Here is a 12,505-nt window from a genome sequence, read left to right as displayed (position 1 = left end):
TCACGATCGAGTGTTCACCCAGCGTTCGGCAGCGGTTCGGCCGTGGTTGCGCAGGGCGTCACGCGTCGGACGACGTGGCAGCGTCCCGCAGGTCGGGCTCCAGATAGATGCGGAGCGTCAACGGGACGGCGGCGCGCGCCCGTGCCTCGGCCTCGTCGATCGCGTCGGCGATCTCGGCGGCCGACTCGCGGACGTCGACCTCGACCTTCGCGGCGACCAGCAGCTCCTCCGGGCCCAGGTGGAGCGTCTTCAGGTGGATCACCGAGGGGACGCCCGGGCCGACGAGCGCTCCTTCGAGAGCCGCCACGTGCGCCTTCGTCGCCGACTCCCCCAGCAGGAGCGACTTGGTCTCGAGCGCGAGCACGATCGCGATGAGCACGAGCAGGATCCCGATGCCGGCGGTGCCCGCGGCGTCCCAGCGTCCGTCGTCGGTCACCAGCGTCATACTCACGCCACCGAGCGCGAGCACCAGGCCGATCAGCGCGCCGAAGTCCTCGAGCAGCACGACCGGGAGCTCGGGCGCCTTCGCGGTGCGGACGAACGACACCCACGACTGCTTGCCGCGGATCTGGTTCGACTCCTTGACCGCGGTGCGGAACGAGAGCCCCTCCATGACGATCGCAGCGAGCAGGACGACGATCGGCACCCACTGCCACGACTCGATCGGCTCCGGGTGCTCCCACTTGTGGAACGCCTCGTACAGGGCGAACAGCCCACCGACGCTGAACAGCACGATCGAGACGATGAACGCATAGATGTACCGCTCGCGGCCGTACCCGAACGGATGCCGCTCGTCGGCCTCCCTGCGGGCCTGCTTGCCACCGAGCAGCAGGAGCGCCTGGTTCCCGGAGTCGGCGAGGGAGTGCACCGCCTCGGCGAGCATCGAGGAGGCGCCCGTGAGGAGGTAGGCGCCGAACTTCGTGACGGCGATACCGAGGTTCGCCGCGAGGGCGGCGACGATGGCCTTGTTGCTGCCGTGAGAGGACACGTGAACTCCGAGGGATGGCGACTGATGATGGCGACCGGGGACGGCGACCGGCGCCGGCGGGAACGCGCCGATCCGGTTCGCCGGCGCGGCACTCATTCTGGACCACGCACCCGCGCAGCACTACGATCGCTCACGCACCGCCGATCGTCCACCTGTCCGCCGGCCCCCGCCGCGCCGGAACTCCCCGCGACGCATCGCCTTCAGCGACAACCGCCGCCGGACGAGAGGTCACATGCGCGCCGATCCAGAACAGGTCACCCGACCCTCGTCCCCGCCCGCACGGCCGGGCAGCCGCCGAGCAGGATCGTTCCGACCCGACGTCGAGGGCCTGCGAGCGATCGCCGTCGGTTCCGTCCTGCTGTACCACGCCGGCATCCTCCTCGTCCCGGGTGGATTCATCGGGGTCGACATCTTCTTCGTGCTCTCCGGCTTCCTCATCACCGGGCTGCTCGTCCGGGAGCTGGAGACGACAGGGCGGGTCTCCCTCCCACGCTTCTACGCCCGACGGGTCAAGCGGCTGCTTCCCGCAGCCTCGCTCGTCCTCGTCGTGACCTCTGCCCTGACCTGGGCCTTCGGGTCCGTCGTCGACTGGCGGACCTTCGGCTACGACATCGTCGGAGCAGCGACCTACGTCGTGAACTGGCTGTTCGCGGCCCAGTCGGTGGACTACCTCGCCGAGGGCACGGGAGCCTCTCCCGTCCAGCACTTCTGGTCGTTGGCGGTGGAGGAGCAGTACTACATCGTCTGGCCGCTCCTCCTGATCGTCGTCGCGCTGATCGTCCGGCGTCGCCAGGGCGCGCACCTGCGACCGACGATGGCGGTCGCGCTGGCGATCGTCGTCGTCCCGTCGTTCGTGGCGTCGGTCCTCTGGACGGCGACTAGCCCCACCGAGGCCTTCTTCGTCACCCCGACGCGACTGTGGGAACTCGGCGTCGGGGCGTTCGTCGCGATCGGTACGCGACTCTGGTCCCGGATCCCACCCGCGGTCGCGGCGCTCGTCGGCTGGCTCGGGCTCGCGACCCTCGCGACCGGAGCGCTCCTCCTGAACGCCGAGCTCCCGTGGCCGGGTGCATGGGCGCTCGTTCCGACGCTCGGGACGGCGGCCGTGATCGTCGCCGGGTTCAGCCTCGGCCGTGGCGCACCGGCCCACCTGCTCGGCTGGGCGCCGCTCGTCTGGATCGGCGGCCTGTCGTACTCCCTCTACCTGTGGCACTGGCCGCTGCTGATCGCCGCCGAGAACATCTGGGGCGAGCTCGGACAGAAGAAGGGGCTGCTCGTCGTCCTGCTCGCCGTGATCCCGGCCTGGCTCTCGCTTCGATTCGTGGAGAACCCTGCACGGCACGCACGGAGCCTCGCGCGATCGAACACCCTCACGCTCTCTCTGGGCCTGAACCTCACCGCCGTCGGAGCGATCGCGGGGATCCTGCTGGTCCTCGCCGTCCCCCGCGGCACCAGCACGACCGAGCAAGAGGTCGACGATCTGGGAGCGAACGCGGTCGGGAGCGCTGCGGACCAGGCCGACCCACCGGACATCGAAGTGGTCGACCGCGCGGACTCCATCACCCCGGATCCCGCGGCCGCCCGATACGACCTACCACCCGCCTACGCGGACGACTGCCAGGTCGGCGTCGAGTCCTCGGCGGTCGAACCCTGCATCATCGGACAACCCGACGGGTCGACGACGCTCGCACTCGTCGGTGACTCGAAGGCGCTGCAGTGGGAGTCCGCGCTCGACAGCGCCGGGACGACTCACGGCTGGCGCGTGGAGACCATGACGAAGTCTGCGTGCGCCTTCACCGACGCGATGCAGACCGTCCAGGACGACGACTACGTGTCCTGCTACGACTTCGGCGAGAACGTCATGTCGTACCTCCTCGACGACCTCCGGCCGGACGCCGTCATCGTGAGCCAGGGAGCGAACGAGGCCTACACGCGGGATGGGAACTTCTCCGTCGAGGGCATGGTGACCGGGCTCAACTCTTACTGGACCCGGTTGGAGGACGCCGGCATCGACGTGATCGTGCTGCTGGACAACCCCAGCCCGGTCGACATCGACGACGTGAACGGCCAGGTCTATGGCTGCGTGGCCGAGCATCCCGAGAACCTCTCTGCGTGCGCGTTCGACCGGGCGAGAGGGACGTCGGCGAGCGGGAGCGCGGCCCTGTCCCCCGCCGCCGAGCAGACGGCTGCGGTGGACGTGGTCGACATGGCTGACTGGATCTGCGGACCGACGACCTGCCCCGCCGTCGTCGGCGACGCCCTGGTCTACCGACAGGGGTCGCACCTGACGGACACCTACGTGCGGACGCTGGACACCGCTCTGAGCGACCGGCTCGAGCCGCTCGTCACCGCTGCTCGCTGACCCCGCCCACGGACACGGACATCACCGTCGAGCGACTGATCTCCCTGACCGCGCGGACCGATCGGCCGCCGACCGGGCTCCGCGACCACTCGGCTGCGACGGCACGCTCCTCAGGACGGACGGTGTCGTCGAGGAAGAGGCACGCGCCGTCGACGAGCCGCGACCCGAGCCGCGGGAACGCCGGGTATCGCGACTTCGGCGCGACGGCGCCCGGTGGACCGTCGACGACCAGCAGGTCGATGTCGTCGGGCAGCGCGTCGTCCGAGAACGAGTACCAGAGCAGTCCTTCGCCCTCGACGTCGACCGGGGCGAGCGGTGCGTCGATGACGGTCGCCCAGTCGTCAAGGCCCTGCGCGGCCAGGGCCTGCCGAGTGCGCGCAGCGAACACCGGGTCGTGCTCGAGCGACCAGACGTGGCCTTCACCGACATGGCGGAGCGCCATGGCGAGCCACACGGTCGTCGTCCCCGAACCGCACTCGACGACGCTCCGTCGTGCGGGGGCGCCGAGGACCTCAGACACGACGTACATCAGCGACGGCACGGTCATCGCCCACCACCCTGCGGAGGGCAGCGGAGTGGTGCCGCTGCTGACCTCCTGGCCCACCCGCTGGAGGTCGAACATCTCACTCGGGAGCTGCTCGAGCTGGATGCGGGTCTGGTTCCGACGCTTCGCCGACGCGGTGTTCATCGCACGGAGCCTCTTCTCGAGCGCGGCTTCCGCACGTGTGGCCCTGTCCTGGGCATCGTCCAGAGCGGCGCGCACCTGTCGCACCTCGGCGCCGAGATCGCCGACCGCCACCTGCACCCCGGAGACTCTCTCGACGAGGGACGAGCCGTCACGCCCCCGGCCGCATGCGAGCGCCGGGCACGCGCCGTGCACGCGTCCCGGGCGTCGTTGACGAGGATTCCGGTGCGCCGTGCAGCGGTGACCGCGGTCGTCGCCGCCGCTCCCACCGAGAGCGCCAGGAGCGCATCGGCCCACCGGACCGAACGTCCGCTGAGCCTCAGGCATGCGGCCGCGCCCGCCGCGCCGACCGACACGCTCCAGGGAACGAGGACGGGGCGGCGATCATTGGACACTTCGGGCCTCCATGGAGGGAACGAACACGTCGGGACGATCGCGCCAGCGTAGCGACCGAGAGGCGCGCAGGCGACGTGCGACACCGCGCCCGACCACCCGCGACGGCGCCGATAGGATCGGGCAGGCCCTCGACACAGGAGAAGCATGGACAACGGCAAGATGCCCCGGGACAGCGGGACCACAGCCGTCGGCACCGTGCGAGCGACGTGCTCCGTCGACGCCACAGGGGTCGCCCTGGAGCTCCGCGGCCGTGCCGAGCAGCCGGGGCGCACCGTGACCGGTCTGGTGCTGCGCCGGCGAGGAGCCGAGGCGCAGCTCGAGGTGCCGGTCCACGGCTCCGACCGAGAGTTCACCGCGACGGTGGATCGAGACGCCGTCAGCGGCCTCGTCCCCACCGGCCGAGGCACCCTCGACGTCGTCGCCCTCGTCACCGCGCCGGGCGGGCGCGAGCCGCGCGCCGTCCGCCTCGCGGCGACCTGCGAGCCCCACCCGCTCATGACGGCGCCGTCGGCCGTCGACGACGAACGGGCCTGGTGGGGCTACGCGACCAGTCGAGGGAACCTCTCGATGCGGGTCGCGCCCCTGTCGGGCAATGATCTCTCGGTCGAGCCTGCCGAGGTGGGCACAGGAGGCACAGGCCTCGAGGTCTTGGCCACGGCCGAACTCGCGGAGCACGTCCAGGCACCTCGGGTGCGCCTGCTCGCCCAGCCGACATCGGACGCGCTGGACATCCCCACACGGGTCGTCGAGTCTCGGATCGACCCGTTCCGTCGGGTGCAGACCGTGACTCTCGAGGCGCGCGTCCCCTGGCCTGAGGTCGCGGCGTGGGCAGGCGCGCAGGCCGAGGTCGACCGGATCCGCCTGCAGATGGTCGCAGACGCGGACGACGTCACCGTCGCCAAGGGCCTGCGCCTCTCACCGAAGACCCCGCTCGCGTCGCTGGACGACCCCGTGGTCGAGCTGTCGAGCGGGACCGTCGTGCTCGTCACCTACCTGACGTTCAAGGCAGGGGCGGTGGCCTTCACCCTCGAGAAGCAGACGCGTCGCGAGGCCCGCGCCTACCGCTGGGCGATCCGCGCGGCCCCCATGCTGCGCGCGCTGCGCCCCATGCTCGCCGTGTGGCTGATCGGCGAGCTGCCCTACAAGGCTCAGGACAACGGCGCCCGCCTCTTCGAGTGGATCCGCAGACACCACCCTCGCCGGCGCGTCTACTACGTGATCGATCCGGCATCCCCGGACCTGCCGACCGTCGCGACCCTCGGACGGACCGTGATGAGCGGGAGCGCCCGGCACATGGTCCTGAGCGTCCTCGCCGACCGACTCGTCTCGACGCACCACGTCGAGTACATCCTGGGGTCGAGCAGTCGGGCGATGCGAAGCGCGGCCGACGGCACGCGGGTCTTCCTCACTCACGGCACTCTCGGCGTGAAGAACATGGCGGCGAACTACGGACGCGACGCCGTGGGCTTCCACACCGACAGATTCTTCGTGAGCAGCGAGCGCGAACGACGGGCCGCCGTCGACGACCTCGGCTACGAGCCCTACCAGGTCGAGGTCACGGGGCTGCCCCGGTTCGACCGGTTGCTCACCGGACCCGACCCGGATCCGCAAGGGCTGCTCGTCATCCCGACCTGGCGCGACTGGCTCGGACCCGAGAGCTTCGGCTCGAGCGAGTTCCTCGCCCGGTGGACAGCGTTCCTCACGTCCCCAGCGCTCCAGGATGCGGTCCGGCGAGGTCTGCGGGTGCGGTTCATCGCCCACCCGAACATGCGCAGGTACGCCGACCGTTTCGCGGCGCCCGGGGTCGAGGTGCTACGGCAGGGCGAGGCAGCCGTCCAGGACCTGCTGCGCTCGCACGCCGCTCTGGTCACCGACTACTCGAGCGTCGCTTTCGACTTCAGCCTCCAGGAACGGCCGGTCTTCTACCTCCAGTTCGACCGAGAGAGGTTCGTGGGCTCGCGACCGTCACACATGGACCTGGACTCCGACCTGCCCGGTCCGTCGTTCCGCGAACCGGAGAGCCTCGCGGAGGCGGTCGCTGCGGCATTCGACGGAGGGTTCGAGGCCGACGAGGAGTTCGTTGCCCGCGCTCACCGACTGCGTGACTTCCACGACACGGACAACTGTGCGCGCGCCTACGCCGCGATCGCGCGGGTGCGGCCCACCAGCACCGGACCAGCACTCGGGTGGCGCTACACGCGCCCTGGCGCCCGACACCTCACGGTCATCATCGCCCAGGACGACGCAACGAACGAGGACACCGTGCATCGGCGTCTGCTCGACCAGTCGGGCACGGGCCGCCGCCTCCGGGTGCTGCGCGGAGGATCACCGCGGTCGCTCGCGGACGCGCTGCGCTCCACACAAACCCCGTACGTCGCCGTCGTCGCCGGAGCTCCCGACAGCGTCGGCCCGGACTTCGTCTCGACGCTCCTCTCGGCCGTGTCTCCCGACGGGCTCGCGCTGGCCGGCACCGACACCGACGCGCCCGCCGTCCGCGCCCTCGTGTGCGGCCGGGCGAGCTTCGTCGCCCCGGCAGACGTCGTTCGGGGACTCATCGACGACGACGGCGCGGCCGCCCTGGACGACGCGGAGCGGTGGGCACAGATCCTGACCTCCGGCATCGCGGTCGTCGCCGCGGCCGCTGACTCGGGGCCGGCGGGGGACGTCCCGGCCCCGGCACCGGCGGCCCTCCGAGCCGTACCGCTCGACGTCGTACGCCGCCTCGAGGCGCTGCGCGCGTCCACGAGGGACGGATGGAAGGCCGTGGACGTCATCCTCGACGTCCTCGCCGAGCGGCTCGGTCTGTCCGTGGTCGGCGACGCCCGCGGGTACGAGGACCTCCACGGCAGGCTCCGCGACGCCGCGACCCCACGGTTCCCGATGCAGACGTTCAATGCTGCGGCGGCATGCCGGCTCGTGATCAGCTACACCTACCCGCCGTTCGTCGACGCGTCCGGGATGGTCGCCGAACGGCGCCAGGCCCGACTCGCCCGGCCGTACGACCTCATCACCCAGGACATGACCGAGAAGCTCGGCGTCGACCCGCTCGTGCGCAGCGAGGACCTCGCGCATCTCGGCCGACGCATGGTGACGACGAGCAGGTACACCTACGGCCACTGGCCGTACTACCGACGGTTTCTGACCGAGGCGCTCGGCCTGGTCGAAGAGCGGACACGGGAGCGTGGATCTCGCCGGCCGTACGACGAGCTCTACAGTCGCTCCATGTGGGGTCCCGCGACGGTGCTCGCAGCTCTGCTCAAGTCACGCAGCCCAGGCATGCACTGGACGGCGGAGTTCTCCGACCCCCTCACGGTCACGCCGGACGGCACCCCACGGCTCCAGGAGCTCGACAGCGAGGACCCGTTCGTCGCGGAGATCGACGCGGCCGTCGCCGCTGCCGGAGGCCCGCCGCGCTCCGGGCCCCTCTTGTTCCCGGCCATCGAATGGATGGCGTTCGCGCTCGCGGACGAGATCGTGTTCACGAACGAGAACCAGCGTGAGGTCATGCTGGAGCTGTTCCCGCACCCCCAGCTCACTGAGAGTGTGCGGCGGCGATCCCGGATCGAGCGGCACCCTGTGCCGCCCGCGGCCGCATATCTGCGCGCGGGCTCCAGCTACCCGCTCGAGCCCGATCTGACCCATCTCGGCTACTTCGGGCGCTTCTATGCCGGCGCCCGCGGCCCGGAGGTCATCCTCGATGCGATCGCGGCGCTCTCCCCTCAGCGCGCGCGCAGAGTCGGCTCCACATCTTCACCGACGAGCCCGGCGCCGTGAGCGCCGAGGTCGACTCCAGGGGCATGGCCGACGTCGTCCACGTGCGGTCCGCGCTCCCTCATCACGAGTACCTGGCGCTCGCCCGCCGGATGGACTGGCTCGTCGTCACGGATGCGACGACACACGGAACCTTCTCCCGCAATCCCTACCTACCGTCCAAGTACGCCGACTATCGGGGAGCAGGGGCGAAGATCTGGGGAATCGTCGAGCCCGGGAGCGTGCTCAGCACCGAGTCGCTCGATGCGACGAGTCTGATCGGCGACGCCGCAGGCGCTCGCCGAGCACTCGACCTCGTGGTCGGCGCCGCCCACGACGACGCCGACCACGGCGCCGGGGACTAGATCGCGGGTCGACGGTCAGGCGCCTCGAGCCACTCGGGCCCCAGGTCGTACTCGACCGCAAGGTCACGGTAGACGGCGTCGACCGCCCGGACGTTCGATCCCCACTGCCGGTGCTCCTCCACCCAGGCGCGGCCACGGGCCGCGAGTGACCGACGCCGTCCCTCGTCACGGATGAGGTCGGCGAGCGCCGCAGCGAGGGAGACCACGTCGTCCTTCTGGAAGACCAGTCCGTTCTCGCCGTCGGTGATGATCTCGGTGAGGGCGCGGACGGACGACACGACGACCGCGCGTTCCATCGCCAACGCCTCGAACGGCTTGAGCGGTGAGACGGCCTCGGTCACGGGGGACGCGGTCCGCGGGAAGGGCGCAATGTCGATGAGCGAGTAGTAGCGCTCCACCTCGTGGTGCGGCACCCGCCCCGGCATGATGACCTGGTCCCACAGCCCGCGGGCGGAGATCTCTCGACGAACCTTGCCGGCCACCGCACCGTCGCCCACGAGCAGGAGCCTGAAGTCGACGCCCTGGTCGCGGAGAATCCCGCAGGCCTCGACGAGGAGCTCGAGACCCTCGTAGAAGACCATCGACCCCACGTAGCCGATCACCGTGCTGTTCCCGATCCCGAGGTGACGAGCGAGCGCGTCGTCCCGAGGGATCTTCTCGAAGCGGCCCGAGTCGACCCCGTTCGGCAGGACGCTGATCTTGCCCGCGTCCACGCCGCGCTCGACCATCAGGTCACGCACAGCCTCGGTGATGACGAGGACACGGTCCGCCTCGACGCAGGCAGCGGTCTCGAGCGCGGTGTAGAGGTCACCCTTCTCGGCATCCACCCACGGTCGCGCGTTCGATCGGAACGTGACATCCATGAGTCCCCGGACCTCGTAGACCGACGGGAGCCCGAGCCGACGTGCCGCGGACACCGCGGCGAGGCCGTTGTAGAAGAACGACGCGGCATGCACGATCCCGTAGCCACGCTCGCGCTGCTGCTCGACCACGCTGTCCGCGAACGTCTCCACATACCGCTCGATAGGCCCGTCGATGTCCGCGGACCCCTGGGGCAGGCGGGCGTACCTGACGCCGTCGATCGTGTTCACCGCCGCGGACACCTCGACCTCCGGGTGTCGGTCGTACGGGTAGCCGGGGCGGGTCAGGCCCTCCACGTCCCATCCCGAGGAGCGCAGCGCGGTCAGGATCCCGTGGGATCTCGTCGCATACCCGCCCGAGTTCGCGGGGAGCGAGTTGTGCAGCAGGTAGGCGACGCGTCTGGGCGCGATCGACGTGGACCGCGAGGCCCTGGCCGGGGCCGGCCACCCGCGACGCAGGAGCGAACGGTTCTGCAGGGCGACATGTTCGACCTTCTGGACCCAGGCCTTCTGCTCCTCGTCCATCGGCAGCTCCGCGTCGAGGATGCTTCGCGCAAGGCGCGCGGCCGCCGACATCTCACCGCGGCCCTCGAGCGACCGCAACGCGGAGAACGTGGCCTGCTCGCCGGACCCGGGCTGGTCGCACAAGACCTCCGCCATCGCCAAGAGCAGATCGGACTCCTTTGCTCGCATCGCGGTCTGCGTCACCCGCATCACCGCCTTCGGCGCGGTCCGCGCCACATCGGCGATCGCCGGCACGTCGGCTCCGTCGGCGATGAGCTCCAGGACCTCGAGCTGAACCCGGATCCCGGCCGTACCACCCGCGGGCACCCGCACGCGGCGCGCCTTCACCGCTCGGCGGACGGCAGAGATGTTCTCGGCCGTCGGGACCTTGAACGCGAACGCGAGCGCGTAGTGGACCGACAGGTCGCCCCTCGACACGGTGAGTGCGTGCCGGAAGACCTGGCCTGCCTCGATGAGAAGCCCTTGAGAGCGCAGCAGCGAAGCGAGGCGGCGCGACTCCTCGGCGTCCCACCCCGACGACCTCCCGGCGGCGTCGACCAGGGCGTGTCGTGCCAAGTCCTCCTGACCGTCCGCGCGCAACCACTGGACAGCCTTCGCGCGCTCGTCCCCGCCACCGCGGGACACGAGCTGCGCGACGACGACGCCTGCCGTCCGGCGAGACCGGCGCCACGGGGCGGACGTCCGTACGAGCATGCGACCGGCGAGAAGGAGCGGGAGGACTGCCATCCGGACCCCGACACCCCGCATCCGACGCCAGACTCTCGCGGCCGGTGCGCGCGGGCCGCGCGATGCAGGCGCGCTCACGATGCCACCAGCCACACGCGGTGGATATCGGCATTACCAGGTCCACGGACCCGTAGACCCCAGCGCGACGAGGTCTCGCCGCGCTCGATCACGGGCGTGACGATCTCGCTCCCTGTGCCGTCGACCCGCACGCCGTCCACCATCCTTCCGTCTGCCAGCTTCAGTGGCAGCTCGCTCCGTGACCACACCATTGCCTCCTCCTGCGGATCGAGCTCGGAGACCACGTGGGCACCCCGCATGGCTCGCTCCACGGACACTCCCTCCACCAGCTCGCTGCTACCGAGCGCGAGGTCGCGGACCCACCACTCGCCCTCCGCGGCCGTGCGCGCACGGTCGGACGCCGGCAGTGCATGGAAGTCGTCGGCCGAGAGTCCGAGATCGATGGAGAGCTCCGAGCTCATGGCCACGTCCACATCACCTTCGTGATCACTGCAGTAGTCGAAACGGTCGATGCTGACACCGCTCGAGGCGATCTCGCTGACGTCGGCCATATCCAGGACTCGAGCCACCGAGACTCCGTTCAGCAGCGCCGCCGGCACGAGCGAGCTCGCCATGGTGAGCGCCTCACCAGGGACCCGCGCGTACTCGCCGTCGTCCGCACCCTCGAGGCGGACTCGCCCACCGCCTCCGACGAATCGCCGAGCCTTGCCCACCACATCGTCCGGCGCGTACCTCCAGGCGAGCGCCAGGCCCTCCAGGTAGTGCGGGCCGTACCAGTCGCCGGCACGCATCACGGCCAGACCGGAGGACCCGTCGACGAGCGCAGGCTCGTCGCCGGCGCCCGGGCCGAGGCGCACGACCCGTGCGCCGACCAGTGCCGGGAACGAAGCGACGTCGATGTCGACATCCGCGTGGCAGGCGAGGACGAGAGCCACGTCGACGCCTTGCTGAGACCCGACGAGCGACGCAGCACGCTCCACCACTGCAGGGTCGGCGACCTCGATCACCACGGTGATCTGCGGAACACGGCGTGGCAGCGGCACACCGCTGACACGAGACAGGATGTAGCGCAAGCGGTCGGCATACGTGTGCTCGCGCAGGACCTTCCGGAGTGCCGCAGCCTTGTACCGGTCGCCGTCGCTGGTGCTGTGCAGCCGGCGGACCGTCTCAGCGGTCTCGGCGGCGTCGTCCGACATCGGAACAAGGTCGCCGAAGGCGTTCCGCAGACCACGACAGACGTTCGAGACGGTCACCGTGCCGGAGGCGAGCAGCTCGAACGCGCGCCGGGCGAACATGGTCCCCGAGTCCTTGACGGTGTTGATCGTCACGGCATACCGGTAGTGCCGGTAGACACGCTCCATGTCCTGCGCCGAGAGGGTCCCGACCACGTGGTCCTTCAGCGGCGGCACGAAGATGTTGCGCTCGTTCATCGTCCCGTACTGCCGATCGAAGATCTCCACCGGGAGGACGGTGCTCGCACCCTCGACGATCTGCGCGAGGTTGTTCATCCGTTCGGGATACTTCGAGTAGTACGTGCCGGCGAACATCATCGCCTCGCGACGAGCCGCCCCGTTGATGGGGTGCGTCAGCCGTGGTTGCGCAGCGAACTGCAGCGGGAAGACTCGTTCGTGCCCGAGCTGCGACCGGTACCGGGGATGCTGTCGACGTCCGTCGTGAACACGACGTCGAACAGCGCGGCGGTCGCGACGAAGAGGTCGAAGTGGACCGGGTCCTCCTTGTTCCAGAAGACCGTAGGGACGTCGTTCTCGCGACACCATCGCGTGATGCCGCGGAGCTCTGTCGAGGCCCTGGCCACCTTCCCACGCCAAC

The 12,505-nt window shown here is 70.3% G+C and carries 8 protein-coding genes; 3 read left to right on the top strand and 5 right to left on the bottom strand.

All coding sequences use genetic code 11. The features are described from left to right. Window positions 1–58: 58 nt before the first annotated feature. Window positions 59–988, bottom strand: a complete 930-nt coding sequence (locus QUE47_RS10655) for a cation diffusion facilitator family transporter (RefSeq protein ID WP_286217276.1) — start codon at window positions 986–988, stop codon at window positions 59–61. Window positions 989–1,220: 232 nt separating this feature from the next. On the opposite strand from QUE47_RS10655, the gene QUE47_RS10650 reads away from it, so the two are divergent. Further along, entirely contained in the window at window positions 1,221–3,350 is a 2,130-nt protein-coding gene (locus QUE47_RS10650; protein ID WP_286217275.1) for an acyltransferase family protein, read from the top strand. Here QUE47_RS10650 and QUE47_RS10645 read toward each other — a convergent pair. Next, window positions 3,334–4,038 (bottom strand): class I SAM-dependent methyltransferase, encoded by a 705-nt coding sequence (locus QUE47_RS10645; RefSeq protein WP_286217274.1) that lies wholly within the window; start codon window positions 4,036–4,038, stop codon window positions 3,334–3,336. The genes QUE47_RS10650 and QUE47_RS10645 overlap by 17 nt on opposite strands. A gap of 537 nt (window positions 4,039–4,575) precedes the next feature. Here QUE47_RS10645 and QUE47_RS10640 point away from each other — a divergent pair. Continuing rightward, the gene (locus QUE47_RS10640; RefSeq protein WP_286217273.1) at window positions 4,576–8,205 is read left to right on the top strand and encodes a CDP-glycerol glycerophosphotransferase family protein; all 3,630 of its coding nucleotides are present in this window, start codon (window positions 4,576–4,578) and stop codon (window positions 8,203–8,205) included. 23 nt (window positions 8,206–8,228) lie between these two features. After that, a complete protein-coding gene (locus QUE47_RS10635; RefSeq protein WP_286217272.1) occupies window positions 8,229–8,546 on the top strand; it encodes a hypothetical protein in 318 nt (105 codons plus the stop codon). On the opposite strand, the gene QUE47_RS10630 is transcribed toward QUE47_RS10635, so the two are convergent. The 3 genes from QUE47_RS10630 to QUE47_RS10620 form a co-directional block, all read right to left on the bottom strand. Continuing rightward, window positions 8,543–10,657, bottom strand: a complete 2,115-nt coding sequence (locus QUE47_RS10630) for a glycosyltransferase (RefSeq protein ID WP_286217271.1) — start codon at window positions 10,655–10,657, stop codon at window positions 8,543–8,545. The two genes, QUE47_RS10635 and QUE47_RS10630, sit on opposite strands and share 4 nt — an antisense overlap. A gap of 74 nt (window positions 10,658–10,731) precedes the next feature. After that, window positions 10,732–12,222 carry a glycosyltransferase gene (locus tag QUE47_RS10625; RefSeq protein WP_286217270.1) on the bottom strand — a complete coding sequence of 497 codons (1,491 nt, stop codon included), beginning with the start codon at window positions 12,220–12,222 and terminating at the stop codon, window positions 10,732–10,734. Between the two features lie 38 nt (window positions 12,223–12,260). Beyond that, window positions 12,261–12,491, bottom strand: a complete 231-nt coding sequence (locus QUE47_RS10620; protein ID WP_286217269.1) for a hypothetical protein — start codon at window positions 12,489–12,491, stop codon at window positions 12,261–12,263. Between the last annotated feature and the right edge of the window lie 14 nt (window positions 12,492–12,505).

The organism is Paraoerskovia sediminicola (assembly GCF_030296575.1).
GTDB classification, from domain to species: Bacteria; Actinomycetota; Actinomycetes; order Actinomycetales; family Cellulomonadaceae; genus Paraoerskovia; species Paraoerskovia sediminicola.
The sequence above is the reverse complement of the archived record's forward strand: the minus strand, read 5'-3'. Positions and strand labels throughout refer to the sequence as shown.

Bases quoted from the DNA above. Each gene is read 5' to 3' on its own strand.
- QUE47_RS10630 (WP_286217271.1), bottom strand. From the start codon at position 10,657: ATGGCAGTCCTCCCGCTCCTTCTCGCCGGTCGCATGCTCGTACGGACG.
- QUE47_RS10625 (WP_286217270.1), bottom strand. From the start codon at position 12,222: ATGTTCGCCGGCACGTACTACTCGAAGTATCCCGAACGGATGAACAAC.
- QUE47_RS10635 (WP_286217272.1), top strand. From the start codon at position 8,229: ATGGCCGACGTCGTCCACGTGCGGTCCGCGCTCCCTCATCACGAGTAC.
- QUE47_RS10645 (WP_286217274.1), bottom strand. From the start codon at position 4,038: ATGAACACCGCGTCGGCGAAGCGTCGGAACCAGACCCGCATCCAGCTC.
- QUE47_RS10640 (WP_286217273.1), top strand. From the start codon at position 4,576: ATGGACAACGGCAAGATGCCCCGGGACAGCGGGACCACAGCCGTCGGC.
- QUE47_RS10650 (WP_286217275.1), top strand. From the start codon at position 1,221: ATGCGCGCCGATCCAGAACAGGTCACCCGACCCTCGTCCCCGCCCGCA.